This is a genomic window from Streptomyces sp. SJL17-4 (genome assembly GCF_036826855.1).
Taxonomy (GTDB): Bacteria; Actinomycetota; Actinomycetes; order Streptomycetales; family Streptomycetaceae; genus Streptomyces.
The window spans coordinates 1269762-1295489 of record NZ_CP104578.1 but is presented as its reverse complement, the minus strand read 5'-3'; the positions used below and the strand labels follow the sequence as shown (position 1 = coordinate 1295489).

Here is a 25728-nt window from a genome sequence, read left to right as displayed (position 1 = left end):
TGTCGACGAGTGCGGCGGACGGCACCTCATGTTCGAACAGATACGCTGCCTTGCGTACAGGCTCATTCGGAGGGAATGCATCAGGCCATGGCACGTCAGAAGCGAGTGGGAATAGCGAGTTTGGCGGCGACCCTGGTCCTGATCGCGGTGGCGGGGTGCTCGGCGGAGGACGATGCCAAGTCCCCGAGCGGCGGTGACGCGAAGCCCTCGCCGACGCGCAGTGGCGCGGCCGGCGGTGCTCCGGAGGCGGACGGGACGCTGCCCGGCGTGCCGACCGCCGAGCAGGCGCGTACGGAGCTCGCAGGTCTGGAGGTCGCCCCGCACGGTTCCATGTCCGGGTACAGCCGTGACCGATTCCCGCACTGGGCCTCTCAGGGAGAGAATTGCAACACCCGTGAGACCGTGCTGAATCGCGACGGCGCGAACGTCCAGCGGGACTCCGAGTGCCGTGCCGTGTCCGGAACCTGGGCGAGCGTCTACGACGACCGAACGTTCAAGGACGCCGCGGATCTGGACATCGACCACACCGTGCCCCTGGCCAACGCCTGGCGGTCCGGGGCGAACAAGTGGACCCAGGACAAGCGCAAGGAGTTCGCCAACGACCTGACCCACCCGCAGCTCCTCGCCGTCTCGGCAGCCTCCAACCGCTCCAAGGGCGACCAGGGCCCCGACGAGTGGCAGCCGCCCTCGAAGACCTACTGGTGCACCTACGCCCGGGCCTGGACGTCGGTCAAGGCCACGTATGAGCTGTCGGTGACCGCGTCGGAGAAGGACATGCTCGGTCAGATGCTGGACACTTGCTCCTCATGACCGACACTCCCACCCCAGGCCCGGACGCACACCTGGACGACGTGAAGGCCGGCCCCGGCGGTGCGATGACCGACGAAGTAGGCGTCATCACCGGCGAACTCACCGTCGCCACGGGACCCCTTACAGACGGCCAAGCCGTCGTTCTGATCCAGTACAAGGGCGCTGACGAGTGGTACACATTGACCGGTAGCCCCATGCCCGTGCCGCCTGGTGGTCTCGCGCAACTGCACGCTGCCGTCCTCGACCGTGTCCGCGCGGGCGGCGGAGCCCGCGTCTCCCGGGGAGGCGGCGAGGCGTCGGCGTAGCCGTCATGACGTTCGAGCGACCGCGCCCATGACGCTGGGACAGATCACTTCGCCGGGCGTTCCTCGCACAGATGGTCGCTCTCAGCGGGATGTCGGCCAGGGATTCACCGCCCGGTCATCGCCGAGTAAGCCGACTTCATCGGCTTGACCATGCCCCTGCCCGGCTTTCGTGATCCCTCGGACGTGCCGGGGAGGAGACCGCCGTCGGTTCTTCCGGCACGGGACGGGCCATGGCGCTCAACTCGGCTTCCAGTTCGTCGAGTGCCTTGCGGGCGGCGGTGATTCGTTCGTGCAGCCGTGAAGCGTCATCTCCGGCCGGCGGAGGTCTCCGGTCGGCGGGCGACTCGAGTTCGCGCGCCTCTTGCAGCGAGTTGATGACGACCCCGATCAGGAGATTGACCAGGACGAAGGATCCGAGGAGGACGAAGGAGGCGAAGTAGACGATGGTCCAGCGCGATATTTCTAGGCCCGCGCGTACCGCGTCGCCCAGCCCGTCCAGGGTGATCAGCAGGAAAAGGGTGAGGCCCGCGCGGCCGAGGGAGCCGTAGTGTTCGGGGTCTTCGTCGGCGAAGAAGACCCAGCCGACCATCGCGTACATGTACAGCAGTAGAGCGCCGACCAGCAGAAAACTGAGGGTGCCGGGCAGACTCTTGCCGACGGCGACGATCACGATCCGCAACTGGGGCAGGAACCGTGCCGCGCGCAGCACCCTGGCGAGCCGGAACAGTCGCAGCACGGTGGCGTTCTCGCGGGCGAACGGCAGGAACGCCACCGTGACGACGAGAAGGTCGAACACGTTCCACGGATCGCGGAAGAAGTCCCTGGGTCGGTCGGCGTGCGCGGCAGCACGCAGCAGTATCTCCGCGGTGAACGCAGCGAGGAAAAGCTGCTCCGCAGCCCGCAGGGTAGGTCGCCACTCGGCCACGATGCCCGGGTAGGTCTCGATGCCCAGCAGCACGGCGTTGGCCGCGATGAGACCGAAAACGCCTGTCGCGAAACCGGAGGAGTCCGTGATGCGGCGACAGCGGTCGGCGAGGGCATGCCGTAACTGCGCGGTGGTCCGTTCGGACATGAGGTGATTCGTTTCCTCGCAGACCTGGTCTGTCGCTTCAACTGCTAGAGATCTTAGGCGCTCTTGGGTCGCTGGTCTGCGTCGCCCGGGGAGCCGGTGACCGAGCCGCGGCGTGGGAGGATCTATGGCGAGTATGAAAAGCAGGGGGAAGCGATGACAGGTTTCGAGATCGCGCTGGTGATTCTGGCGAGTGGCTATGTGGCCGGAGGAGCGTACGACCGGTTCAAGAAGGCGCGCATAGAGCGGCGGCAGGAGCAGGAGAGGGCGCTCAGCGGCCCGGAGCCGGTCTGTGGCTGTCGGCATCATCTCGCCTACCACGACACGCGGGACGGCCGGTGCTATGCAGTGGTCAAGGGCAAGCGTGCCAAGGATGCCGACGATGATGCTGTAGCGCCGCGACAGTGCTCCTGTCGTCAGTACGCCGGCCCCGAACCGCTCGTGACGCTGTACGCCCCAGAGCTCGCCGACACGGTCGGCGAGCGGCCGAAGGCGCTGGAGACGGGGGACTAGCACGCCAGCGGGGGACCTGCTGTTTGATCTGCGGGTTTCGCTTGGCGGACGCAAGGGCGGGCCCGGCTCGGCCGGTGGTGGTCTACTGGAGGGAGAAGCCCGCAGAGAGGGGGCGGCATGTGCCCCTCCCCTTCACACGATCCCGGCGCCTGGCGCCGTCAGTCCTCGCGCGCACGATCTACCGGCCGATCGGCTTCACCCGATCCGGCCGCGTGGGCCGGACAGCCCCGGCAGCGTCCACCGCGAGGCTCCGGCCGCCCTCGACGTCCGAAGCATCCCTGGATCGTCGCGGTCGTCGTTCTGCTCGCCGCCCTCTTGGGGCTCGGAGGACTCGGAGCACTTCTGGCGGAGGACGACCGTCCCGCTTCCGAGGCTCCGCCGCCCGCCGCCAAAACGGGGCAGACCCGGCTGGAATCAGAGCCCCGGGCGCCCGCGCAGACCGAGCCATCACCCACGTCCACCGAGGCCCCTCCCGTGCTGCCGCCCCCACCGAGTGCACCACCGACACCACCGCCGTCGAACGGGCTTCCCACAGCGCCTCGCACGGAGCAGCCGCCCGAACGCGCTCAGCGGCCCGCACCCGGGCCCACCACGGTGGTGGTCACGAGCGTGATCGACGGTGACACGATCGAGGTACGAGGGGAGGGCGCGATCATCACCGCCGGAGCGACGGCCAGGGTCCGTCTGCTGGAGATCGACGCCCCGGAGAAGGGCGCCTGCTTCGGTCGCGAAGCCACCGCGCGAACCCAGGCGCTGCTGCCGCCCGGGAGTATGGTCCGGGCGGGACGACGAGCTCAAGGACCAGTACGACCGCTATCTGCTCTACGTGTGGAACGAGGACGGAGTCTTCGTCAATGAGTCCCTGGTGCGCAGTGGTCATGCCAAGAGCGTGCTGTACCAGCCCAATGACCGGTACTGGTCCAGGATCTCCCAAGCCCAAGCCCAAGCCCAAGCCCAAGCCCAGGCCCAGGCCGATGCCCGCAATGCCGACGCGGGTCTGTGGTCGGCATGCGACTCTGCCCCCGCACCACGACAGACACCGGCACCCGTACAGCCCGAAGGCCGGCCCCCGGGACTCCCGCCCGGCCCCCCGGCAGGCGTCCCTGATGTGGACTGCTCGGACCTTCCCGGCCCGGTCTGGGTCGGCTCCAGCGATCCGCACCGGCTGGACCGCGACGGCGACGGCATTGGCTGCGAGGCGTCCTGACGTGTGGGACCAACCAGCGTCCAAGTGGGCTGCTGTTCCTTCGCGGTACACGTGAGGACGGCCCCGAGCGAACACGTCGGTTCTCCGGCCGGCGCGCGTGGGCGTGCCGTCGCCATCGCCGGCCGGTCGCCGACGGCACGCCTGGACGCATTACGCGGTCTGCGGTCCCATGATTCGGACGAGCAGGTCGTCCAGGCTGACAAGCCCGGTGAGCACCCCTTGCTCGTCGCGTACGACGGCGAGGGAGGCTCGGCGGCGGCGGAGGTGCTCGACGGCTTCGGACACCGTGGTGGTGGCGGGCAGTTCGGGCACCGGGCGGGCGAGGTCCCGGGCCGTGAGGGCGCGTCCCCTGGCCGCGGCGACGAGAGCGTCACGGACGTGGACGGAGCCGGTGATCCGGTCCCCGTCGCGGACGAGGAGACGAGTGAGGTCCGCGTCCGCCGCCCGGTCCAGGACCGTCTCCAGGTCGGCGCCCGCCCGGACGGCGACGATGTCGGCTGCCGGGGTCTGGAGTTCGGCGACCGGGGTCTGGGGCTCGGTCAGGGAGCGGGTGATGAGCTGTGAGTCGGTCTTGTTGATGAGGCCGAGGCGTTCGGATTCCTCGACGAGGTGGGTGAGCTGTTCGCGGTTGTGGACGGCGGCCAGTTCGTCGCGGGGCTGGACGCGGCACATCCGTACGAGCGCGTTGCTGACCTTGTTGAGGATCCAGAGCAGCGGGCGTACGGCCTTGACCACGGCCCGGAAGGGCGGCGTCAGCAGCATGGCGGAGCGTTCGGGGTGGGCGATGGCCCAGGACTTGGGGGCCATCTCGCCGAGGACCATGTGGAGGAAGACCACGATGACCATGGCGACGGCGAAGGCGATGCCGTAGCTGAGGGCGGTCGGCAGGCCGAGCTTCACGAGCAGCGGGTCGAGTTCGTGGGAGATGGCGGGCTTGGAGATGGCGCCGAGGCCGAGGGTGCACAGGGTGATGCCCAGCTGGGCGCCGGCGAGCATCAGCGACAGCTCGCGCATGCCGGCGAGTGCGGCCTTCGCACCGCGCTGCCCGTCGGCGACGGCCTTCTCGATGCGGTGGCGCTTGGCGGCGACGAGGGCGAACTCGGCGGCGACGAAGAAGCCGCTGCCGATCAGGAGCAGGACCGTGATGAAGAGGGCCATGGGGAAGCTCATGCCTGTGCCTCCTCGGCCGGCTGGGTCGGCGTGGCGCGTTCGATGCGGACGCGCTCGGGGACGTGACGGTCGAGGCTGAGGACCTCGATGCGGACGTCGTCGACGGTGAGGCGGTCCCCGATGGTGGGGAAGCGGCCGAGGCGGTCGATGATGAGGCCGGCAACGGTGTCGTAGTCGTCGTCCTCCGGCAGGCTGATGCCGGTGGCGTCCTCGATCTCGTCGAGGCGGCGGCCGGCGTCGATCCGCCAGCCCTCGCCGTCCGGGACGGCGGTGGCGACGACCTTGTCGGTCTCGTCGGCGATGTCTCCGACGAGCTCTTCGGCGATGTCCTCGTAGGTGACGATGCCGGCGACGCCGCCGTGCTCGTCGAGGACGACGGCGAACTCGTCGTCGGACTCCCGCATCTGCGCGACGGCCTGCGGCAGTGGCAGCGTGTCGGGCAGCAGGAGCGGGCGCCGGGCGGACTGCCCCGCCGTCAGGTCCGGGAAGCGGTCGGCGGGCAGGCGGACGAGGTCGCGTACGCCGAGGACTCCGGCGACGTCGTCGGGGTGGTCGCCGAGCACGGGGTAGTTGGAGTGGCCGTGCTTCGCGATGAGCTCGACGGCTTCGGTGAGGGTGGCGTCATTGCGTACGAATACGGCGTCGGCGCGCGGCACCATGACCTCGTCGAGGGTCCGCTCGGAGAACTCCAGGGCGTGGTCGAGGAGCTCGGCGGTGTCGGCCGGGAGCTGGCCCTGCTCGTGGGATTCGCCGATGAGGTGGCTGAGCTCTTCGAGGGTGGCGCCGTGGTGGAGTTCCTCGACCGGCTCGATGCCGACCTTGCGTAGCAGTTTGTTGGCGGCCCCGTCGAAGACGTGGACGACCGGTCCGACGATCTTGAGGTAGACGAGAGTGGAGGCGGCGAGGGACTTGGCGAGCCGCTCGGGCACGGCAAGGGCCAGGTTCTTGGGCGCCAGTTCACCGAGGACCATCTGCAGCACGGTCGCCAGGACGAAGGCGAGGACGACGGAGATCGTCGAGACGGCACCGTCGGAAAGACCGGTGCCCTCGAGTGCGGGCTTCAGGAGCGCGGAGACGGACGGCTCGGCCAGGAAGCCGACGACCAGGCCGGTGACGGTGATGCCGAGCTGGGCTCCGGAGAGCATGAAGGAGAGGCGTTCGAGGACCTTCAGCGCGCGGGCGGCCCGCTTGTCACCCGCCGCGGCCTCGGCGGCGAGGGCGAGGCGGTCGGCGGCGACGTAGGCGAACTCCTGGGCCACGAAGTAGCCGGTGCCGGCGGTCAGCACGAGGACGGCCAGCAGGCCGAGTACGGCGTTCATCGGCTACCGCACCCCTTCGAGTCGTCGGGGTGCGTCGATCTGGCGGACAAGAACGTGCTCCTTGTGGTGCGGTGGTCAAAGGTCATCGGAATCGGGTGTTGGCGGGCTGACGGGCGTGCTTGCGCAAGATCACACGGCGGGGCCGACCAGTTCTCCGAGGACGTCCTCCATGGTCACGTAGCCGAGGACGGTACCGGCCTCGCCGATGACGGCGGCCAGATGGCTGCTGCCGGCGCGCAGGGCGGTGAGGGTGTCGTCGAGCGGGGTGTCGACGCGGACCCGGGTGACGGCGTGGAACGCGGTGCGCGGGAAGGGCTTGTCGCGGTCGGCGACGCCGAGGGTGTCCTTGATGTGCAGGTAGCCGAGGACGGCGCCCGCCGGGCCGGTGACGGGGAAGCGGGAGTATCCGGCGCGCGCCGCGGCGCGCTCCAGCTCGGCCGGGGTGATGCGGTGGTCGACCGTGACCATGCGGGCTGCCGGTACGAGGATCTCGCCGACCGGCCGCGTGCCCAGCTCCAGGGCGTCCCGCAGCCGTTCGCCGTCGTCGGGCGAGAGCAGTCCGGCGGCGCTGGTGTCCTGGACCATGCGGGCGAGCTCATCGTCGGTGAAGACGGAGGACACCTCGTTCTTCGGCTCGACCCGCAACAGCCGCAGCAGGGCGTTGGCGAAGGCGTTGATGCCGAAGATGACGGGCCTGAGTGCGCGGGTGAGGGCGACCAGCGGCGGGCCGAGGAGCAGCGCGGTCCTCGCCGGGGCGGCCAGTGCGATGTTCTTCGGCACCATCTCGCCTATGAGCATGTGGGCGTACGTGGCCAGGGTGAGGGCGATGACGAACGCGATCGGGTGCACCAGGGCAGCCGGTACGTGGCCGGCCTGGAAGGCCGGCTCCAGCAGGTGCGCGATGGCGGGCTCGGCGACCGCGCCCAGCACGAGGGAGGACGCGGTGATCCCGAGCTGGGCGGTGGCCATCAGCTGTGAGATGTGCTCCAGTCCCCACAGAACCGTGCGGGCCCGCCGGTCGCCCTCGCGGGCGGACGGCTCGATCTGGCTGCGGCGGACGGAGATGAGGGCGAACTCGGCGCCGACGAAGAACGCGTTCGTCAGAAGCGTGAGGAAGCCGATGGTCAGCTGCACGGCGGTCATCGGACCACCCCGGCGTGCTGGTGATCCGCGCGGCGGGCAGGCTCGGTGAGGTGGACCCGGTCGGCCCGGTGGTGCTCGACGTCGAGGACGTCGAGCCGCCAGCCTTCGAGCAGGACCGCGTCGCCCTGGGCGGGGATGCGGCCGAGGCGCGTGGCGATGAGGCCGGCGACCGTCTCGTACGGACCTTCCGGCGCGCGCAGCCCTATACGGGCCAGCTCGTCGATCCGTACGCCGCCGTCGGCCTCCCAGGTGGCCCGGCCGTCCTCGGTCGGCGGCGCGGGCAGCAGGTCGGGCACCTCGACCGGGTCGTGCTCGTCACGGACCTCGCCGACGACCTCCTCCACGATGTCCTCGACGGTCGCCACGCCGGCCATGCCGCCGTACTCGTCGATCACGACGGCCATGGTGCGGCCGGCGCGCATCCGCTCAAGGAGCCGGTCGGCGGGCAGAGTCTCGGGCACCAGGAGCGGCTCGGTGACCAGCTCGGTGATCTGAGTGGAGGCGCGGGCGGCCGGTTCGAGGGCGAGGACGTCACGGATGTGGACCGTGCCGATCACGTTGTCCAGGATGTCCTGGTAGACCGGGAAGCGAGACAGGCCGGTGGCATACGTGAGATTGGCGGCGTCGGCAGCCGTGGCCTGGGCCTCAAGTGCTCGGACGTCGACGCGCGGCGTCATGACGTTCTCCGCCGTGAGCTCGCCGAGGTGGAGCGTACGGACGAACAGCTCGGCCGAGTCGGCATCGATGGCGCCCTCGGCTGCCGAGTGCCGCGCGAGAGAGGCCAGCTCGTCGGGGGTGCGGACCGCGGTCAGCTCCTCGGCCGGTTCGAGGCCGAAGCGGCGCACGAACCGGTTCGCGGTGTTGTTCAGGTGCCGGATGAACGGCCCGAAGGCCGCCGTGAAGCCCCGCTGGGGTCCAGCCACGACCTTGGCGACGGCCAGCGGCCGGGAGATCGCCCAGTTCTTCGGGACCAGCTCGCCGACCACCATCAGGACCACGGTCGAGATCGCCACACCGAGGAGGGTCGCGACGGAGGACGCGACACCGCCCAGTCCGATGGCCTCCAGCGGGCCGCGCAGCAGCGCTGCCAGCGAGGGCTCGGCGAGCATGCCGATGACCAGCGAGGTGACGGTGATGCCGAGCTGGGCACCGGAGAGCTGCACGGTCAGGCGGCGTACGGCACGGAGCGCGCCTTCGGCGCCGCGCTCCTTCGCCTCGACGGCCCGCTCCAGCTCACCGCGCTCGACGGTCGTCAGGGAGAACTCGGCCGCCACGAACACCGCGCAGGCCAGCGTGAGGGCCAGGGCCAGAAGCAGCAGAAGCACCTCGGTCACCGTGCCACCCCCGCTCCCCGAATCGATACGCCGACTGGGCGGGCGGTGGCACGGCTCGTACTGGGAGGCTCACCCATTGCGGGTCGCTCACTCCTTCTCGCTCTCGGTGGAGTCCGTGGTCAGAGCGACCACGCAGGCTTCTACACCACTGTAAAGGAAAGGCAAACCGGTATCGAGAGCCGAGGTGGATCAACCGTCGGGCCGGTCGCTGCGCCGAGCTCGCCTCAGACGTACCTCGGCGACGGCGTTGCGGTCGATCACGGTGACTTCGATGACCCACCCGTCCGCCAGGATCCTGGTTCCAGGGCTGCTGGGGATGCGCCCGAGCCTGTGCAGGATGAGGCCGGCCACGGTGGCGTAGTGGTCGTCGTCGGCGAGAGCGCCGAGTTCGACGCCGATGTCGGGGAGGTCGTGGACGGGGAACGAGCCGGGGACGAGGACCGAGCCGTCCGCCTGCGGGAGTGCGGTCGCGATGTCGCGGTCGGTCTCGTCGTAGATCTCGCCGACGATCTCCTCCAAGAGATCCTCGATGGTGACGATTCCCTCCGTGGAGCCGTGCTCGTCGACGACGAGGGCGAACTGCTCCCGGTTGGCGCGGAAGTCCCGCAGTGCCTCGGAGATTTTCATGGAGTCGGGGAAGACGACGCCGGGCCGGGCCAGCTCGCCCACCGGGGTGTCGTCGGCGCTGGTGGTGGCATCGCGGAGGTTGACCACGCCGACGACGTCCTCGAAGCGGCCGGCGGCCAGGACGGGGGCGCGGGAGTGCCCTGAGTCCGCGAGTTCGGTGCGTGCTTGGGCGGCGGGCATGGACGCGGGCAGGGTGAACACCTGGCGGCGGGGGACGAGGGCGGCGAGCAGGGTCCGTTCGTGGATCTCCAGGGCGCTGGAGATGATGGTGCGCTGCTGGGGCGTCAGTCCGCGGTGGCTGACGACCATGTCGCGGAGTTCCTCCGGAGTGGGCGGCTGCTTTGCGGCGCGGGGGTCGCCACCCAGGAGGCGGACGAGCAGGTTCGTGGTGTGGCTCAGGGCCCACACGGCCGGGCGGGATGCGGTGGCGAGGACGTCCAGAGGAGTGGCCGCGAGCAGGGACCATCGCTGGGCGTACTGCATCGCCAGACGCTTGGGCGCGAGTTCCCCGGCCACCAGGGTCACGAAGGTGAGCAGCAGCGTCACCAGGGCGATGGCGAGCGGTTCAGCGGCACTACCCGTGAAGGAGAGCAGTGGCACGAGCGGTTCGGCCAGAGAGACGGCCGCGGTGGCGGAGGCGAGGAAGCCCGCCAGCGTGATGCCGATCTGGATGGTGGCCAGATAGCGGTTGGGGTCCGAGATCAGCCGGGCGAGGCGGGCGGCCCCTGCGCGGCCTCTGCGCCGCATCCGGCGCAGCTGGCTCTCGCGCAGCGAGCCGAGGGCGATCTCGGTACCCGCGAAGAGGGCGTTGATCACGATCAGCCCCGCGATGAGCACGAGATCCCAGACGTAGCCGCTCACGGCCTCAGCCTCCACTCCATGGCTGCGCTTGCGTCCGCCGGCCGGGCGGGACGGTTGTCACAGACCCGCGCGCACCACGGCCACCGGGCAGTGGGCGTGATGCAGGACGGCCTGGCTTACCGAGCCCAGCAGCAGCCCGGCGAAGCCTCCGCGCCCGCGCGCGCCCACCACGATCAGCTGAGCGCTCCGGCTGGCCTCGACCAGCGCCGGCCGCGTACGGCCCCGGACCACCCGCATACGCACGGTCACCTCCGGATGCTGATCCCGGTGCCCGGAGACCGCCTTGGCCAGGAGCTGCTCCTCCTCCGCACGCATCCGGTCCACGTCACCGACCAGGTCGACGAGTTCCACCGGATGGTCCGGACCGGCGCTTTCGCCGTGATCGCTCCAGGTGCTCCAGGCGTGCAAGGCCACCAGTTCGCTGCCGCGCAGCTGTGCCTCCACGAATGCGAACGCGATGGCTCCCTGGCCTCCGGGGGAGCCGTCCACCGCCACCACCATCGGACCTGCGGGCTCGCCGGCGTCCCGTACGACCATCACCGGGCAATGGCTGTGAGCGGCGAGCTGCACGGCCGTCGAGCCCACGAGGAGTCCTCGCAGGCCGCCGGCACCGCGGTGGCCCACCACGAGGAGCTGGGCGGACCGGGACGCGGCTTCCAGGGCGGTTGCCGGCTCACCAAGCATCACGGCGCTGGTAGCCCGCACGCCCGGTGCTGCGGCCTGGGCCCGTTCGACCGCCTCGGCGAGTAGGCGTTCGACGGACTCCCGTACGCCCCCGGCGGGCGGGCCGAGCGGCGAGGCGCCGGCCGGGACGTGTGTGGCCGGCCAGGTGAAGGCGTGCACGACGTGCAGTTCCGCGTCCCTGAGGTGTGCCTCCCGCCCGGCGACCTCCGACGCGGCCAGGGCGGAGGCCGAACCGTCCACCCCCACCACGACCGAACCCGACATGGCCTCGTCACTCCTCACCCGCGATCCCCGCGGGGGTGTGCACGCTCCTTACCTCCCAGCTTCTCTTGCGGGCCACGCCCGCGCCACAGCGCAGCAGCGCCCGCTGCGCGCTCGCGAGACTCGTAAGAGGGTCTCCTGTTCGGCCGGGTGCCCGCTCGGACAGGTGTGTGTTGGCCGGGCCGATCCCCTGGGGCCGCCCAGGGCTCGGGGCGATCGGTTTCAGACTTTGTTGGCGGAGACTCGACCGCGCCGCCCGAAGCGGCCCCCGGCGCCATATCCTCTACACGTTTGTAGAGGCGCGGTGGTCGCGCCTATGTGACTCCTGGAGGGTGTCGTGGCTTCGATCGACCTGGACAAGGTGCTGGACAAGGCGTGGGCGGACAAGAGCCTGCCGGAGATCCTGGCCGCGCCCGTGGCCGCCCTCAAGGGCGTGTCCGATCGCGACGGTGAACTCCTCCAGGAGGCGTTCGGCGTCAAGACGGTCGCCGACCTGGCGGAATTGAAGTATGTGCGCTGGGCTCAGGCGCTCGCCGCGCTGGACGCCGCGGCCAAGTAGCACCCTCGCTCGGCGGTGGACGCAGTCGATACGGGGCGCCGGCAGTCCAAGCCGGCCCATGTCCATGAGGTGGACTCCTTTCCGTGTGCCCCCTGTGACTCTGGAGGTGGTCTGCTGTGCCGGATGGCAGGACGGGGTGGGAGTGGGCGGTGCTCGCGGATGGGCCCGGCGATGGGATGGGCTTCCGGGTGAGCGGGCGGCCTGACGTGATCCAGGTGACGTACCCGTGCGAGGTGGAAGCGGATCCCGGCGTCGTCACCGCGGCGGCCCTCTACGTCTACCGGCGAGACTGCCGGGCCTCCGGCTCCCTGCGTTACACCCACGACCCGGCGAGCCCCTGACCCGGGCATGAGCCCCTCCGGGAGGCGGCCTGCTGCGGATCAGGGGCTGTTCCGGCGTGGTCCGGGAGGTCGTCCATGCTTGGCCCCGGCCTGTGAGACGAGCTGTCGGATCACGACTTGCATCACGGCGATGGCGTCGGGGTCCTTGACGAAGTACACCTGTCGCCGTCCCTCCCGGCGCGCCCCCACGAGACCGGACAGCTTGAGGGAGGACAGGTGCTGGCTGATCGTGGACAGCGCCCCGCCCGCCTGCTCCGCGATCGCGGCCACGCTGCTCTCGCCCTGGGACAGGATCTGGAGGACGCGCAGACGCACCGGGGAGGCCAGCAGGCCGAACAGTGCGGCCGCCTCCTCCAGGATCTCGCCGGACGCCTCACCGAGATCGTCTGTGCCCGCCGCAGTCATGCGCTCGCGCTCCCTGTCGAATGTGTACCCACTGTCCGGATGCGGGCGCCCGCCCCTTTCGGCTGATGCCGAGAGGCGGGCCCCACCTCTATGCTTCTACACGCATGTAGACGGCCAGAAGGCATTCGGGCCCGAAGTGCTGAACCACACAAGCGATATGAAGGAGTGAACGCCCCATGGTGTTCAAGCGTCTGCTCGGCTCGCTCGGCGTAGGGGGCCCCTCGGTGGACACCGTGCTCGATCCCGGTGCGGTGACTCCCGGCGGCGTCCTCGGCGGGCAGGTTCATCTCCAGGGCGGAAACGCCGACTTCACCATCGAGCACATCACCCTGGAACTCGTCGCCCGCGTCGAGGCCGAACACCACGACGGCGAATCCGAGGGCGTCGTCGTCTTTCACCGCCACGTCGTGGGAGGGAACTTCCGCCTCGCGGAGGGCGAGCACCGCAGCGTGCCGTTCTCCTTCCCGCTGCCGTGGGAGACGCCGATCACCGAACTGTACGGACAGGGCCTGGGTATCGCACTCGGCGTGCGTACCGAGCTCGGTGTCGCCGGCGCCAAGGACAAGGGCGACCTCGATCCGCTCGCGGTCCGCCCGCTGCCCGCGCAGGAAGCGATCCTGGAGGCCCTGGGGCAGCTCGGGTTCGGCTTCAAGTCGGCCGACCTGGAACTCGGTCACATCGGCGGGACGGGCCAGCAGCTGCCGTTCTACCAGGAGATCGAGCTCGCGCCGTCCCCGCAGTACGCGCACCAGGTCAACGAGATCGAGGTGACCTTCCTGGCCGGACCGGCCGGCATGGAGGTCATCCTGGAGGCCGACAAACGAGGCGGCTTCTTCTCCGAGGGGCACGACGCCCTCACCCGCTTCACCGTGAACCACCAGGGTGTCGAGCACATCAACTGGAACGCCGAGGTCGAGGGCTGGATCCGCCAGCTCGTCGATCGACACTCCTCGCACGGCTCCCACGGGCACGGCGGCGCGCTCTTCGCCCAGGGCACTCACGGAGCCCACAGCGGCTACACCCACAAGGACGAGTACGGCCACGGTGATCACCACCACGGCGGCCACCATGGCGACGGGCACCGCTCCGGCCCGGGGATGGGCACGGCGATCGCTGCCGGCGCGGCGGGCCTGGCCGTCGGCGTGGTCGGCGGCATGGTGGCCGCCGAGGTCGTCGACGAGGTGGGCGACTTCTTCGAAGGCGACGACGAAGGTGACGACGAGGGCGACGAGGGCTGACCGGCGTGCGGGGGCCTCGGCCGGGACATCGACCGGCCGCAGGTCCCCGCAGGTCCGCGAAGGCGTGCGCCACACGGGTCAAACCGGTGCCGACGCAGCCCAGGGGCACCACCCACTCTTCTACGTGCATGTAGTTTTCGCCGGGGAGGGATCGCTCACCTCACCCCCTGGAGCCCCGAATGCGCCACCGACACCCCCTTCTCACTGTCCTGGCCATCGTGTTCGCCCTCGTCGGCACTGCCTGCGGCGACGCCGGCAACCCGCCAGGTACGCATGCCGCGAAGGGAGCCCCTTCCGGAGGGCTCGAGTTCACGGCCTCGACGCTGGACTCCCAGCCGTTCAACGGCGTCACGCTCGCGGGGAAGCCGACCGTGCTGTGGTTCTGGGAACCCTCCTGCTCCGCGTGCCGCGCCCAGGCGCCCGAGGTCGCCTTGACGGCCGATCTCCACGACGGATCCGTCAGCGTCGTCGGAGTCGCCGGAGCTGGAGGCAGCGCCCTCCACAAGGAGTTCGCCACCTCGACCGGCACCCACTACCTGCGGCACCTTGCCGACCCGGACAAGAAGGTGTGGAACCGATTCGACGTCACCAAGCCGGGCACGTACGTCCTCCTGGACGCGTCCGGCGAAGTCGTCATGCGAGGTGATGGTCTCAACGGACGGCTCGCCAAGGAGGTCTCCAAGCTCGTCGGCTGAGCCCCGCCCCGGCATTCCGTCTCCCGTATCGGACCGACCTGATAGCTTCTACAGTAATGTAGAAGCTTGAGGTCGTCCGGGCTTCACCCCACCCAGCCCGGACGGCCTCTCCTATCAGTCGGGAGTTCTCGATGGCCCTGTGGGACCGACTCAAAGAGTCCGCGTCGACGATGCAGACGCAGCTCATGGCGAAGAAGAACGACCTCAAGTCCGGAGCCTTCCGCGACGCCTCCATGGCCATGTGCGCACTCGTGGCCGCCGCCGACGGCACCATCGACCCCGCCGAACGGCAGCGGGTCGCTCAGCTCATCGCCACCAATGAGGTGCTGCAGAACTTCGACGCGGCCGACCTCCAGCGCCGGTTCGACGAGAACCTGAACAAGCTGATGGCCGACTTCGCCTTCGGCAAGGTCAGCGTGCTCCAGGAGGTCGCAAAGGCGAAGAAGAAGCCGGCCGAGGCCCGCGCCGTGATCCAGATCGGCATCGTCATCGGCGGCGCCGACGGCGACTTCGACAAGACCGAGCAGGCCGTCGTGCGCGAAGCGTGTTTCACGCTCGACCTGCCGCCGCACGAGTTCGACCTGTAACCGCCACCGGAGTTACCGCCGCGCAAGGCGGGGAAGGGGACAGGCATGGAGATCTCGGGCATCATCAGCGCGGTCATCATCGGCGTCGTCATCGGTACCCTGGGCCGACTCGTACTGCCCGGCAGGCAGCAGATCGGCGTCCTGTGGACGATCGCCGTCGGCATCGTCGCCGCCCTCGTCGGCACCGCCCTCGCGGCAGGGCTGGGAGTCGCGGACACCAAGGGCGTCGACTGGATCGAATGGCTCATCCAGATCGGCCTCGCGGCAGCGGGCGTGGCCGCGCTGGAGAGGTTCAAGGCGCGCGGCTGACCGGCGTTCGGAGTACGCGGCGAGGGGCTTCCGCCCGGACGGCGGAGGCCCCTCGCCCTGTGCCGCGCCCGGCTACATCGGGGTGGCGGCGTGCAGGATAAGGAAGAGGGTGACGGCCGCGTTCGCCGAAGACAGCGCCGAGACCGTGGTACCCGCAGTCGCACCCCACACCGCCAGGCCCACCGCGGTGAACGCCGGCGGCCAGATCCGTGCGGACGGTGCCGGCCCCAGCAGGGCGGCGACCCGGCGCGGCACCGGCCCGGCCGGAGCGGCGAAGTGAGCGAGTGTGGGGACCGGAGAGCCTTGCGAGATGAGCGCGGACTTCCCGACCGCCACCGCCACGGTCCGACGGCTGCCCACCGCCTGAGCGGCTTCCTCGTCAGCCCAGCGCTCGGTGGAGTAGACGACGGCCGTACGCAGTGGGCGCAGGAAGGGGTTCGCGCGGGCGGCGAGCTGCACGGCGAGCAGGAAACGGTGGTGACGACCGGCCAGGTGGGACCGCTCATGGGCGAACAGAGCCCGCCGCTCACCCGGGTTCAGGCTGGCCAGCATGCCGGTGGTGACGACGATCCGGTCGCGTCTGCCGGGCAGCGCGTAGGCGTACGGCGACGTGTCGGGCAGCACGGCCACGGACTTGACGGGCAGACCCGCCAGGGCGCGTTCGGCCCGGCGGTGCACCCGGCGGTGACGCCAGGCGGTCGCTGTGCACGAGGCCAGGACGGCGAGCAGCGCGGGAATCGCGATTCTGCCCGCGACCTCGTCGTAGGGGACGGCCTCACGGACCTCCGGGTCCGACCACCCGTCGGGCAGGGGATTGCCGGGCAGCTGGGCGGTGCCGACCACCATCAGCAGGGCCAGGCACAGGGTGCTGCACACCGCGAGCACGGCGGCGACGGCGCTCAGCAGCCACGTCGCCGCCCGGGGATGCAGATGATGCTCGGCCAGGCGCGCAACAGGCCAGGCCGTCAAGGGAAGTACCAGCGGAAGGAAGACGAAGACCCCCATGGCGCTAGTGTTCCTCCTCCCGCCGCGTGGGGGCCAGAAGCGCACGCAGCAGCCGCTCGTCGCCGGGGGAGAGCGCGGTCACGAAGCTCGTGAGCACAGCCTCGCGGTCGGCCTCGGAGTCCAGGACCCTTCTCATCCGCAGCGCGGCGAGCCCGGCCTCGTCGGCGACGGCCGTCCACGCGAACGAACGCCCCGCCCGCTCTCGGGTCACCGCGCCCTTGGCGTGCAGCCGGGTCAGGATGGTCATCACCGTGGTGTAAGCGAGGTCGCCGCCGAGACGTTCCTGGACCCAGGCCGCCGCGACCGGACCAGGCGCCTCGCGCAGAGCCGTCAGAACCTGGATCTCAAGCTCGCCCTGGCCCCGCCGGCGCGGTGCGTTCCTGGCAGCGCTGTGGTTCGTCATGCCCTTGGCCTCCCGCCTGTCCGCCCCGCCTGCCGCCGCGGGGGCGGTTCATCGTACTGGCCCGCCACCGGCCCATCACCTTCCGTTTCCCCGCCGTCCACGGCGGCCGGATCCCCCTCCCGCGGCACGACGCTGTCCAGCAGATTCCGCAGGGCTCGCCCCTCATCGGAGGAGAGACCCGCTACGAACTCGCTGAGCACCGCGCGTCGATCCAACCCGCCATCGAGGACCCTGTGCATGCGCCACGCCGCGAGCCCGGCAGGGTCGAGCACCGCACTCCACACGTAGCAGCGGCCGTCATGGCGCCGGACCACAGCTCGCTTGACCCGCAGTCTGGCCAGCGCGGTCATCACTGTGGTGTACGCGAGGCCGGGATCGACTTGTTCACGCACCCAGCCGGCCGCCACGGGACCCGGGGCGGAGCCGAGCGCGGCCAGGACGCCGGCCTCAAGCTCCCCTGGACCGCGGCGGGAGCGGCCGTCCGCGGCCGGCCCGCTCTGTCTGCTGATCATTCACCGCTCCCCACGCATAGTCGTGGCCGGAAACGAGGCCGAGTGCGCCGTCCGCGTGCACACTGCGGGTGCCCTCCACCCCACCATAGTTCTACGGCGCTGTAGATTTCTGGTTCTGCCCGCAAGGAACGGCGCCCTCAGGCGCGCGACGCGCCCATGCGACCGGAGTCCCGTACGGACCGGGCGGACGGGTGATGAAGGAGAAGATGTGGACAAGCACGTCGGCAGTACGGCGGTCCAGCCGCGAGGGCACCGGCGCGCCCGAGGACGCCTGACCCGGCGCGGCAGGATCCTGGCCTGGAGCGGCGGCGTGCTCGCCGTGCTGCTCGTCGCCGCGGGCTGCACAGGGGTCTGGCTCTATCAGAGCCTGGACGGCAACATCCAGGCAGCCGCCGGCGTCGACGACAAGATCGGCGGCGACCGCCCGGAGAATCTCAGTCCTGGCGCCAAGAACATCCTGGTCGTCGGCTCGGACAGCCGCGTGGGCGGCAACGCCAAGTACGGCAAGGGCCTGACCACCATGCAGTCCGACACCTTGATGGTGCTACACATTGCCGCGAACCGTGAGTGGGCGGCCGTCGTCTCCCTGCCCCGTGACTCCTGGGTGGAGATACCCGCCTGTGACCGGGGCGACGGCACCCGGTCCGAGCCGCAGCACTTCAAGATCAACGCCGCGTTCGCCACCGGCGGTGCCACCGGCGACACAGGCTCGGCCGCCGCCTGCACCATCAAGACCATCGAGCACAACACGGGCCTGCGCATCGACGACTTCCTCTCGGTCGACTTCCAGGGCTTCAAAGGCATGGTCAACGCCCTGGACGGCATCGAGATCTGCCCCGAACGGGCCATCCACGACAAGAAGGCCCACCTCGACCTGGAGGCCGGCTGTCAGACGGTCAAGGACGAACAGGCCCTCGGCTACGTACGCACCCGCTACAGCATCGGCGACGGATCCGACATCGGACGCATCGGCCGCCAGCAGGAGTTCATGCAGGCCCTGGCCGCCAAGGCCCAGCAGAAACTCACCAGTCCCGCCGACCTGTACGCCTTCCTGGACGCGGCGACCGCGTCGCTGACCACGAGCGAGGCCCTGGCCGGCATCAAGCCCCTGTCCGCCCTCGCCTCCAGTCTCAAAGGCATACCCGAGGAACGCCTGGCGTTCCTCACCGTCCCGAACTACCCCCGCGAACTCGACGTCCCCACCGACAAGGCCAACATCTCCTGGCGCTACCCCCAGGCCCAGACCCTGTTTACCGCCCTGGCCCACGACCAGGAGATCGACAAGGAACAGCTCACCGCAGACAAGCCCATCCCCGCCCGTGCCATCACGGTGCGAGTCCTCAACGGCACCGGAACGCCCGGCCAGGCCGCCCAGGTCGCCGCCCAGCTCCGCACGGCCGGCTACACCATCGCCGCAACCGCCAATGCCCCCAACCCCGTACAGAAGACGACCATCGCCCATCCGCCCGGCCTCGAGGACCAGGCCCAAGCCCTGGCCGCCCGCTTCAGGACCCCGGCCGTCGTTCAGGGTGACTCCTCGGCCACACCTGGCATGGTGACTCTCACCCTGGGCCCGGACTACGCGGGGCTGCGCGGCTGAGCGACACGCATCACCTCCCGGATCCGAGGCGCGCCCCTTACATGGCGATGCGCACGCCATAAACTTCTACAGTGTTGTAGTTTTGATGCTCTGTCATAGATGTGCCGGGCTGCGGCCCGGTCTTCGCCACGTGAAGGGATACGACATGGGTGTGAGCCTCTCCAAGGGCGGCAACGTCTCGCTCAGCAAGGAGGCCCCGGGACTGACCGCCGTCGTGGTCGGCCTGGGCTGGGACGTGCGCACGACCACCGGAACCGACTACGACCTCGATGCCAGCGCCCTGCTGGTCAACGAGTCCGGCAAGGTCGCCTCCGACCGACACTTCATCTTCTACAACAACCTCACCAGCCCGGACGGTTCCGTGGAACACACCGGCGACAACCTCACCGGCCAGGGTGAGGGCGACGACGAGGCCATCAAGGTCAACCTCGCCACCGTCCCCGCCGAAGTCCAGAAGATCGTCTTCCCGGTCTCCATCCACGACGCCGAGAACCGCGGCCACAGCTTCGGCCAGGTCCGCAACGCCTTCATCCGCGTCGTCAACCAGGCCGACAACGCCGAACTCGCCCGCTACGACCTCTCCGAAGACGCCGCCACCGAGACCGCGATGGTCTTCGGCGAGCTCTACCGCAACGGCGCCGAATGGAAGTTCCGCGCCGTCGGTCAGGGCTACGTCAGCGGCCTGGCCGGCATCGCGGCCGACTTCGGCGTCGGGGTCTGACCCACTGCCCTGGGGCGGGACGGGGCATACGCCCACCCGCCCCCACCGGGCAGACCTGACGCCGCATCCGACCGCCCAGCGACCACGGGGCGCTCGCTCGTCGCACTCTCGGGGGACCTTCATGACGCACGAGTCGTCCCGCCTCGCGCCCGGCGACCGGGGAGACTTCGAGGACACCCTGCACCAGGCCCTCGCCACCCCTGGCATCCGCGACGCCCTGCAGCAGCCCACCGCAGCGCTCACGCTCGAAGAGTTGCACGCCAGGGCGCGCGCCGCGGCAAACGCCATCGCCGCTGAGGCGGCCATCGAGTACGCCGAGCTGCTCCGGCTACGCGCAGCAGCCTCTCGACAGGCGGGAGCCTCGTCCTTCAGTGGCGGGCTGCTGACCGCGCTGGCCGTCCTCACCCCCGTACTGTCCCTCGCGGCCGCGGTCATCTTCCTGCTCCTCGGATACGGAATCCGGGCGATGAGCGACCGCTGGCCGCTGGGCGATTCGCTTATCCAGACCGGCTGGGCGGCCATCGCCGTGGCCCTGATCGCGGGAGCCGTGGCCGTCGTCGGCCTGTTCATCACGGCAGCACGCCACCGCACCGCCCTCAGCCCTCCCGATCCCCAGGCCGTGGACCAGGCCCATGCCGCATGGCGCAAGGCCCTGCTCGAACGCGGCATGCTCCCTTTCCTGCGCGGCCAGCTCGGCATGCCGGCGTCTGCCCACAGGCCCCGTACGGTACGGCCCCCAGGGTGGCGCAGGACCGGCCTCGGCTACAGCAGTCCGGACTTCACCAGCCCCACCTCCCCGTTCCGCGACTGACGCCGCGGCCGGCCACCCGTGCGGGCGCCCTAGGCCAGCTGGTCGTCCCATCGCCGCGGCTCCGGATGTCTTGGCCGCCTACCAGGCATCTCTACAGTGCTGTAGATTCAGACGGGTCGTCACCAGCCGTCATCACGCCGGGGCAACCCGGTCACGACCAGCAAGAGGAGAACCGGTGGGCATCAACCTGGCTAAGGGGCAGCAGATCAGTCTGGAGAAGACCGGCGGACCGACGCTCAGCGTCGTCCGCATGGGACTCGGCTGGCAGGCGGCACCCCGCAAGGGACTGCTCGCCAGGCTCACCGCCCGCGAGATCGACCTCGACGCATCCGCCGTCCTCTTCGCCGGCCGCGAGCCCATCGACGTCGTCTTCTTCCAACACCTCGTCAGCGACGACGGCTCGGTACGCCACACCGGCGACAACCTCGTCGGCGGCACGGGCGGCGGCGACGACGAATCCATCCTCGTCGATCTCCTGCGCGTGCCCGCCCACGTCGACCAGATCGTCTTCACCGTCAACTCCTTCACCGGCCAGACATTCGCCGAGGTTCAGAACGCCTTCTGCCGCCTCATCGACGAGAACACCGGCCAGGAACTGGCGCGCTACACCCTGTCCGGCGGCGGGTCCTACACAGCCCAGATCATGGCCAAGGTTCACCGCGTGGGTGGCGGATGGAGCATGACCGCCATCGGGGAACCGGCCAACGGCCGTACTTTCCAGGACCTGATGCCCGCTGTCGCGAGCCACCTCTGACCACCCCAGCACCCGCCGCCAGAGAGAAGACGGATCATGTTCGGCATCAGTGAACTCGCCATCCTCCTCATAGTCGTCATACTGATCTTCGGCGCCAAGAAGCTTCCCGAACTCGCCCGTTCCATGGGCAAGTCGGCCCGTATCCTCAAGAGCGAGGCCCGGGCTATGAAGGACGAACAGGAGCCCGCGTCAGCTGCCGTGGATGACGCGCCGGCCACCGAGCCCGTTGTCCCGCGCGTCATCCGAGCCGCCCCCGGAGACGTCACCAGCCATCGCGAGCCCCGATCCGGCCACACCACCCCTGGCGCCTGAGCCAGTCGCATCCCCTGTGCAGCTCCCACCCGGCACATGGGGGATGCCGCCGCACTCTTCTTGCGTACGCGACAACCAGAAGGCAGCTCCTCGCATGGGCATCATCAGCTGGATCGTCCTCGGGCTCCTGGCCGGAGCCATCGCCAAACTGCTCCTGCCCGGCCGGGACCCCGGAGGCATCATCGGCACCACTCTCATCGGCGTCGCAGGCGCCTTCACCGGCGGCTGGCTGTCGGCCAAGTTCCTCGACCGACCCATACAGAACCAGTTTTTCGACCTCGCTACCTGGGGCGCGGCCACCGGTGGATCCCTCGTCCTGCTCATCGCCTATCGCCTGCTGTTCGGCAACTCACGCGACTGACTAACCGACACCGCGTGGCAGACCAGCGGCCGGTTTCGACCGAGGGTCCAGACGGTGAGTGACCGCATCTGGGCACGACCGAAGACGCAGGCCACACAACAGGACGCGGCTACCTCGAATACAGGCCGGCAATACGGAAAGGGCGTGACCGAAGCATGTTCGACAGCCTGAAAGCCATCAAGGACAAGGCGCTGGAGCTGACCGCGGAGCACAGCGATGTCGTCAGTCAGGGACTGGAGAAGGCCGCCGAAGTCGTCGACGCCAAGACGGACGGCAAGTACAGCGAGAAGATCGACGCAGGCGTCGGCAAGGCCCAGGACTTTGTCGAGGGCCTTGCCGAGAAGAAGAACGCGTCGGGCTGAGGCCAGGCCGGCGACAAACCCTCAAAGGTCAGCCGGAAGCGTTGGCCAGGCACCCCATCCCTGCTGCGAGGTAAGTGCCATCGGAGCGCGCGAATCGCACACCGTCTCCGCTGTGCGGCTCCAGGTCGCAACGGCGAAGGCGCCCGACTCCCGGAACCTGAGTGCTGCCGAGTGCGTTCGCCTGCGCGGTTGGGACTACGGAATCGTCAGCACCTGGCCGGCATCCACCAGGTCCGGGTCGTCGATGCCGCTGGCAGCGGCGATGTCGTGGTAGCGGTTGCCGTCACCGTAGAAGCGCTCGGCGATGGCCCAGAGGGTGTCGCCAGGTTCGACGGTGTAGGTGCGCGGCTCAGGGACGAACACCGACTCTTCCTCGGCCGATGGAAACGCGTCAGGTTCCTCGGCGGAGACGGGGCTGTCGGTGTAGGTGTCCGACGACCACAGCGCGGTACCGTCCACGGCGTACAGCACCACGTTGCGGTCGGCCTGTACGACGAGCCGGTCCGCGTCGCTGCCGTCGGTGTCCGTGGCCCACACCGGGCCGTCGGAGGAGTACAGCACGAAGTTGCCGTCGTGCTGGAGCACGGCTCGCTGGACTCCCTGCTCGTGGGTATCGGCCGCCCAGACCAGGCCGCTCGGCTCGGAGAGCACCAGGTTGCCGTCGCTCTGTAGCGTCAGGGTGTACGCGCCGCCCTGGAGGGACTGCCCCAGACCGATCTCGTCACCCGGGTACAGGGTGTCACTCATGGATCTTCCTTTCGGAGAGGGAGACTTGAACTGCGACACATCGCACGGCACCTAGGGCAGGAGCGACCCAGGACCCGTACTTCTACAGTCTTGTAGAAGTTACCAGTAGGAGTCCGCCCCCGGCAGTCGGAAGCCCGAACAGCGTCGATAGCGATGGTGTTCGATGCTCTGCGTGCCACCGTGTTCCTGAGTGCCATGGCATCAATCGCGCACGCGCCGCCGCCGACCGTAGTGCCCGGCTTCCGTGCTTCCTGACGCTTCGCGCAGTGGGTCTGCCCCCAGGGCTCGAGCGGACGCGCCTCGGGCCGGTTCGGCTGGTTCATCGGCCATACCCAAGCCGCCGCACCAAGGCCCGTCGAGGGCCCTCCCTGCCCACCCGCACTCCACTTTGCTGGAGTACTACCGCGACGACGTATCTGGCCTAAGGGTGAAACTCCGGAATGCCGGATATCGGGCTAGGGGTAACGACCCACCAGACCGCTTGCGTTTCCAGTACATCCGCGCAGGGCGCGCTAGATTTCCGCATGGCTGAGCGGATGTGGCCTGATGTGCCCTCGGCGGGCCGTCATCTGCGGGCTGGTACGACACCGAGCCCGGGCGCTGCGGCTCTGACCTGCGAAGACCTGCGAGCCGACGGCATCAGGTCCGGCTTCTGGTGTGTAGCGACCGTACTTTCCCATGCTCGTCGCGGGTCAGACTCGTGGTGCGCTGGAAATAAGTTCGATGTCTCCGTGGTTGACGCCCGCCCATAGTGGGTGCGCGGAAGGAGTGTCGCAGCTGAGGCTCTACAACACGAATAGCGGCGTGACCGAGGTCACGCCGCAGCTGGCCGCGGCGGAGGCGGATCTGCAGCGACTCGTTGAGACGAACATGCAGACGTTGCTGGGGGTCCGGTTCCTGGCATCGGAGTACAGCACAGGGCCGGTCCACGCCGGCCGGATCGACTCGCTGGGGCTCGACGCGAACGGGGCTCCCGTCGTGGTGGAGTACAAGCGCGGCACGGATCCGGGCGTGATCAACCAGGGGCTGTTCTACCTGAGCTGGCTCATGGACCACCGCGGCGAGTTCGAGCACCTGGTCCGCGACCGGCTCGGGGCGACGGCTGCTGCCCAGGTGCTCTGGAGCGGGCCCCGGCTGATCTGTGTGGCCGGCGACTACACCCGCTACGACCTCCACGCCGTACGCGAGCACCGGCGCAGCATCGACCTGGTCCGCTACCGCTTCTTCGGCACGGACCTGATCGGCCTTGAGACCCTGGCCACGGCCACAGGGCGGCCGACGCGGGGCACGTCGGAGCAGCGCACCGGGCTGGTGCGCACGGGGCGTGAGCGGATTACGGAGCTGGCGGCAGCGGCGGACGAGGTCCTCCTCGGCCTCGGTGACGGGATCACCAAGGTGCGGCGCAAGCAGTACAGCGCCTACCGGAGGCTGCGGAACTTCGCGAGCATCTGCCCTCCGCAGCGGACCAAGGTCCACGTATACCTCTCGCTCGACCCGACCGAGGTCGACACGGTCCCCGACTTCACCAGGAACGTGACGGGCCTGGGCCACCACGGAACGGGTGACCTGGAGGTACGGCTGCGCACCGAGCGAGACCTGGAGCGTGCTCTGGAGCTCTTCCGCGCCAGCTACGCGGCGGCGTGAAAGGCCAACGACCGCGCGAATGCGCAACGGCATTTCAGGCCGTGTGCGCTTCGTTCGGGTTCTCTGTCGTGAGGGGCCTCTTGGCGGAAGGGTAGGAAGTGGCGGTGGAGAATCCCCGGTTAGCCAACCGGCGATCCTCGGCCACCATTCGCCGCGCACGTGGGCCGGGAATGCTCACCATCCGGAAGGTTTCGCAGTTCCCATAGCGCGGGTGACGGTGATCTCGATGACCACCCGGTTCGGGTTGATCCTCGGGGGCTTGTATCGCTCGGTGTAGCGGCGCTCGGCCTCGGCGACGGAGTCAGGGTCGTCCTTCACGACGGCCGTGCCTTCCAGGGTGCACCAGCGCCGCCCGTCGACCTGCCCCACAGCGACGAGAGCCTCAGGGCCCGCAGACCGGAGGTTGCGCACCTTCCTGCTGCCGCCATCGCTGATCACCCGAGCGATCCGCGTCTGAGGGTCGTATGTGACGCCGACCGGCACAAGATGCGGGGTGCCGTCGGGGCGCTGGGTGGTCAGGAAGCACACCCGGCGTTCCTGCCAGAACGTGTCGCCGTCGGTGAGCGGCCGGGCGGTGGTACTCAACGCTCGTCTCCTCGATCCAAATCCACGTGAGTCTACGGGCTCGGGGTCAGCGCCACGGAACGAGACGCTCCGTCCCCCGTCACGAGGGGGACGCGCGGCCGGGGTGGGCGGCGAGAGGTCGGGCGACGATGTCGAGCCTCTGGCCGAGGCCCTGACCGCGGGTTCCGCGCCGGGCGGCGAGGAACCCTACGAGCAGCGCCATCAACCACAGGGGGGCGGGCGAGGGCCAGGGCAGCGCGATTTGCCCTTCTGAGGGATACACCCAGGTCAAGCGCGTCGTGTTCGACAACACGGCAGTCGCCAGGGAGGACTGGCACCGCACGATATTCGGGGACTGATCAGGCAGGTTGCACACGGGAAGATGACGCCCCATCCCGCCTCCGTCGCGTACGCGTCGGCCTGGACGACCTCAGGCATTTCCGCCCTGCGCCGGAGCCACTGGAAGTCCCCGCAAGGAGTCTTCCAGCGCGCGAC

General features: G+C 69.6%; 32 protein-coding genes. 17 read left to right on the top strand and 15 right to left on the bottom strand.

Annotation, left to right across the window (positions count from 1 at the left end; genetic code table 11):
- Positions 1-87: 87 nt before the first annotated feature.
- Positions 88-810 (top strand): HNH endonuclease family protein, encoded by a 723-nt coding sequence (locus tag N5875_RS05800; protein ID WP_318209576.1) that lies wholly within the window; start codon positions 88-90, stop codon positions 808-810.
- Entirely contained in the window at positions 807-1115 is a 309-nt protein-coding gene (locus N5875_RS05795) for a hypothetical protein (RefSeq protein ID WP_318209575.1), read from the top strand. The genes N5875_RS05800 and N5875_RS05795 overlap by 4 nt, the downstream gene beginning before the upstream one ends.
- Before the next feature lie 136 nt (positions 1116-1251).
- On the opposite strand, the gene N5875_RS05790 is transcribed toward N5875_RS05795, so the two are convergent.
- A complete protein-coding gene (locus N5875_RS05790) occupies positions 1252-2187 on the bottom strand; it encodes an ion transporter (protein ID WP_318209574.1) in 936 nt (311 codons plus the stop codon).
- 96 nt (positions 2188-2283) lie between these two features.
- On the opposite strand from N5875_RS05790, the gene N5875_RS05785 reads away from it, so the two are divergent.
- Positions 2284-2697, top strand: a complete 414-nt coding sequence (locus N5875_RS05785) for a hypothetical protein (protein ID WP_318209573.1) — start codon at positions 2284-2286, stop codon at positions 2695-2697.
- Positions 2698-3263: 566 nt separating this feature from the next.
- Here N5875_RS05785 and N5875_RS05780 read toward each other — a convergent pair.
- The gene (locus tag N5875_RS05780; RefSeq protein ID WP_318209572.1) at positions 3264-3434 is read right to left on the bottom strand and encodes a hypothetical protein; all 171 of its coding nucleotides are present in this window, start codon (positions 3432-3434) and stop codon (positions 3264-3266) included.
- 89 nt (positions 3435-3523) lie between these two features.
- On the opposite strand from N5875_RS05780, the gene N5875_RS05775 reads away from it, so the two are divergent.
- Positions 3524-3904 carry an excalibur calcium-binding domain-containing protein gene (locus tag N5875_RS05775; RefSeq protein ID WP_318209571.1) on the top strand — a complete coding sequence of 127 codons (381 nt, stop codon included), beginning with the start codon at positions 3524-3526 and terminating at the stop codon, positions 3902-3904.
- A gap of 150 nt (positions 3905-4054) precedes the next feature.
- Here N5875_RS05775 and N5875_RS05770 read toward each other — a convergent pair whose 3' ends face one another.
- The 6 genes from N5875_RS05770 to N5875_RS05745 all read right to left on the bottom strand — a co-directional run bounded on the left by N5875_RS05770 (position 4055) and on the right by N5875_RS05745 (position 11306).
- Positions 4055-5074, bottom strand: coding sequence for a hemolysin family protein (locus tag N5875_RS05770; protein ID WP_318209570.1), 1020 nt, complete (start codon positions 5072-5074; stop codon positions 4055-4057).
- Positions 5071-6393 (bottom strand): hemolysin family protein, encoded by a 1323-nt coding sequence (locus N5875_RS05765; RefSeq protein WP_318209569.1) that lies wholly within the window; start codon positions 6391-6393, stop codon positions 5071-5073. Before N5875_RS05765 ends, N5875_RS05770 begins: the two co-directional genes overlap by 4 nt.
- A 129-nt stretch (positions 6394-6522) precedes the next feature.
- Positions 6523-7536: a hemolysin family protein gene (locus N5875_RS05760; protein ID WP_318209568.1), complete on the bottom strand. Its 1014-nt coding sequence runs from the start codon at positions 7534-7536 to the stop codon at positions 6523-6525.
- Positions 7533-8870 (bottom strand): hemolysin family protein, encoded by a 1338-nt coding sequence (locus N5875_RS05755; RefSeq protein WP_318209567.1) that lies wholly within the window; start codon positions 8868-8870, stop codon positions 7533-7535. Before N5875_RS05755 ends, N5875_RS05760 begins: the two co-directional genes overlap by 4 nt.
- A gap of 189 nt (positions 8871-9059) precedes the next feature.
- Entirely contained in the window at positions 9060-10358 is a 1299-nt protein-coding gene (locus N5875_RS05750) for a hemolysin family protein (protein WP_338492082.1), read from the bottom strand.
- 57 nt (positions 10359-10415) lie between these two features.
- Entirely contained in the window at positions 10416-11306 is an 891-nt protein-coding gene (locus N5875_RS05745) for a universal stress protein (protein ID WP_318209565.1), read from the bottom strand.
- Positions 11307-11640: 334 nt separating this feature from the next.
- Between N5875_RS05745 and N5875_RS05740 the strand changes: the two genes are divergently transcribed.
- Entirely contained in the window at positions 11641-11862 is a 222-nt protein-coding gene (locus N5875_RS05740) for a hypothetical protein (protein ID WP_318209564.1), read from the top strand.
- Positions 11863-12242: 380 nt separating this feature from the next.
- Here N5875_RS05740 and N5875_RS05735 read toward each other — a convergent pair whose 3' ends face one another.
- Positions 12243-12608 (bottom strand): metalloregulator ArsR/SmtB family transcription factor, encoded by a 366-nt coding sequence (locus N5875_RS05735; protein ID WP_318209563.1) that lies wholly within the window; start codon positions 12606-12608, stop codon positions 12243-12245.
- A 176-nt stretch (positions 12609-12784) separates the two neighbouring features.
- Here N5875_RS05735 and N5875_RS05730 point away from each other — a divergent pair, with 176 nt between their 5' ends.
- From N5875_RS05730 to N5875_RS05715, 4 genes are all read left to right on the top strand, one after another.
- The gene (locus N5875_RS05730) at positions 12785-13846 is read left to right on the top strand and encodes a sporulation protein (RefSeq protein ID WP_318209562.1); all 1062 of its coding nucleotides are present in this window, start codon (positions 12785-12787) and stop codon (positions 13844-13846) included.
- A 179-nt stretch (positions 13847-14025) separates the two neighbouring features.
- Positions 14026-14541 (top strand): redoxin family protein, encoded by a 516-nt coding sequence (locus N5875_RS05725; protein WP_318209561.1) that lies wholly within the window; start codon positions 14026-14028, stop codon positions 14539-14541.
- Between the two features lie 131 nt (positions 14542-14672).
- Positions 14673-15128: a TerB family tellurite resistance protein gene (locus tag N5875_RS05720; RefSeq protein WP_318209560.1), complete on the top strand. Its 456-nt coding sequence runs from the start codon at positions 14673-14675 to the stop codon at positions 15126-15128.
- Positions 15129-15173: 45 nt separating this feature from the next.
- Positions 15174-15437, top strand: coding sequence for a GlsB/YeaQ/YmgE family stress response membrane protein (locus N5875_RS05715; protein WP_318209559.1), 264 nt, complete (start codon positions 15174-15176; stop codon positions 15435-15437).
- A gap of 72 nt (positions 15438-15509) precedes the next feature.
- Here the strand turns inward: N5875_RS05715 and N5875_RS05710 are convergent, their stop codons facing one another.
- From N5875_RS05710 to N5875_RS05700, 3 genes are read right to left on the bottom strand one after another with little or no spacing between them, the layout of a single operon-like run.
- Positions 15510-16442, bottom strand: coding sequence for a M56 family metallopeptidase (locus N5875_RS05710; protein ID WP_318209558.1), 933 nt, complete (start codon positions 16440-16442; stop codon positions 15510-15512).
- A gap of 4 nt (positions 16443-16446) precedes the next feature.
- Complete coding sequence (locus N5875_RS05705; RefSeq protein WP_318209557.1) at positions 16447-16845, bottom strand: BlaI/MecI/CopY family transcriptional regulator; 399 nt, start codon at positions 16843-16845, stop codon at positions 16447-16449.
- The gene (locus N5875_RS05700) at positions 16842-17357 is read right to left on the bottom strand and encodes a BlaI/MecI/CopY family transcriptional regulator (RefSeq protein WP_318209556.1); all 516 of its coding nucleotides are present in this window, start codon (positions 17355-17357) and stop codon (positions 16842-16844) included. The genes N5875_RS05705 and N5875_RS05700 overlap by 4 nt, the downstream gene beginning before the upstream one ends.
- 310 nt (positions 17358-17667) lie before the next feature.
- Here N5875_RS05700 and N5875_RS05695 point away from each other — a divergent pair, with 310 nt between their 5' ends.
- The 7 genes from N5875_RS05695 to N5875_RS05665 all read left to right on the top strand — a co-directional run bounded on the left by N5875_RS05695 (position 17668) and on the right by N5875_RS05665 (position 22278).
- Entirely contained in the window at positions 17668-18957 is a 1290-nt protein-coding gene (locus tag N5875_RS05695) for an LCP family protein (RefSeq protein ID WP_318209790.1), read from the top strand.
- 145 nt (positions 18958-19102) lie between these two features.
- Complete coding sequence (locus N5875_RS05690) at positions 19103-19678, top strand: TerD family protein (protein WP_318209555.1); 576 nt, start codon at positions 19103-19105, stop codon at positions 19676-19678.
- A 121-nt stretch (positions 19679-19799) separates the two neighbouring features.
- Positions 19800-20489, top strand: coding sequence for a hypothetical protein (locus N5875_RS05685; RefSeq protein ID WP_318209554.1), 690 nt, complete (start codon positions 19800-19802; stop codon positions 20487-20489).
- Between the two features lie 175 nt (positions 20490-20664).
- Positions 20665-21243 carry a TerD family protein gene (locus N5875_RS05680; RefSeq protein WP_318209553.1) on the top strand — a complete coding sequence of 193 codons (579 nt, stop codon included), beginning with the start codon at positions 20665-20667 and terminating at the stop codon, positions 21241-21243.
- 36 nt (positions 21244-21279) lie between these two features.
- Positions 21280-21555, top strand: a complete 276-nt coding sequence (tatA, locus tag N5875_RS05675; RefSeq protein WP_318209552.1) for a Sec-independent protein translocase subunit TatA — start codon at positions 21280-21282, stop codon at positions 21553-21555.
- A gap of 94 nt (positions 21556-21649) precedes the next feature.
- The gene (locus tag N5875_RS05670; RefSeq protein WP_318209551.1) at positions 21650-21916 is read left to right on the top strand and encodes a GlsB/YeaQ/YmgE family stress response membrane protein; all 267 of its coding nucleotides are present in this window, start codon (positions 21650-21652) and stop codon (positions 21914-21916) included.
- A 155-nt stretch (positions 21917-22071) separates the two neighbouring features.
- Positions 22072-22278, top strand: coding sequence for an antitoxin (locus N5875_RS05665; protein WP_318209550.1), 207 nt, complete (start codon positions 22072-22074; stop codon positions 22276-22278).
- A 195-nt stretch (positions 22279-22473) separates the two neighbouring features.
- Here N5875_RS05665 and N5875_RS05660 read toward each other — a convergent pair whose 3' ends face one another.
- Entirely contained in the window at positions 22474-23025 is a 552-nt protein-coding gene (locus N5875_RS05660; protein WP_318209549.1) for a LysM peptidoglycan-binding domain-containing protein, read from the bottom strand.
- 768 nt (positions 23026-23793) lie between these two features.
- Between N5875_RS05660 and N5875_RS05655 the strand changes: the two genes are divergently transcribed.
- Positions 23794-24669, top strand: a complete 876-nt coding sequence (locus N5875_RS05655) for a DUF5655 domain-containing protein (RefSeq protein WP_318209548.1) — start codon at positions 23794-23796, stop codon at positions 24667-24669.
- Positions 24670-24843: 174 nt separating this feature from the next.
- Here N5875_RS05655 and N5875_RS05650 read toward each other — a convergent pair whose 3' ends face one another.
- Both N5875_RS05650 and N5875_RS05645 read right to left on the bottom strand, forming a co-directional pair.
- Positions 24844-25254 (bottom strand): TIGR03618 family F420-dependent PPOX class oxidoreductase, encoded by a 411-nt coding sequence (locus N5875_RS05650; RefSeq protein ID WP_318209547.1) that lies wholly within the window; start codon positions 25252-25254, stop codon positions 24844-24846.
- A gap of 79 nt (positions 25255-25333) precedes the next feature.
- Positions 25334-25456 (bottom strand): hypothetical protein, encoded by a 123-nt coding sequence (locus N5875_RS05645; protein WP_318209546.1) that lies wholly within the window; start codon positions 25454-25456, stop codon positions 25334-25336.
- Positions 25457-25728 lie beyond the last annotated feature (272 nt).